The organism is Phocaeicola sp. HCN-40430, from assembly GCF_037890285.1.
GTDB lineage: Bacteria > Bacteroidota > Bacteroidia > Bacteroidales > Bacteroidaceae > Phocaeicola > Phocaeicola acetigenes.
The window spans coordinates 1-338 of the sequence record NZ_JBBKBS010000094.1 but is presented as its reverse complement, the minus strand read 5'-3'; the positions used below and the strand labels follow the sequence as shown (position 1 = coordinate 338).

Here is a 338-nt window from a genome sequence, read left to right as displayed (position 1 = left end):
GTCTGAAAACAGGAATCATCACGTCTGAAAATACTAAAATTGTAGAGAACAGAGCTAAAAAATTAAAACTTGATTTCTTAATCCAAGGAAAAAAAAACGGAGGGAAACTAGCTGCTGCACAAGAAATTTGTCAACAATTAGGAATTACATTAGAAGAAGTTGCATATATTGGTGATGATATTAATTGTCAAGAACTACTTGAAGCAGTCGGTTATGCCGGATGTCCAGCAGATGCTCATGAAAAGATAAAAGACATACATACCATAAATATAATGAAATTAAAAGGTGGAGATGGGTGTGTAAGAGAATTTATAAATAATATTATTAATTACTAAACA

General features: G+C 31.1%; 1 protein-coding gene. It reads left to right on the top strand.

The window, feature by feature from the left end; all coding sequences use genetic code 11:
* A partial coding sequence (locus tag WKU26_RS12740; protein ID WP_340322327.1) for an HAD hydrolase family protein occupies positions 1-335 on the top strand: 335 nt, incomplete at its 5' end.
* Positions 336-338 lie beyond the last annotated feature (3 nt).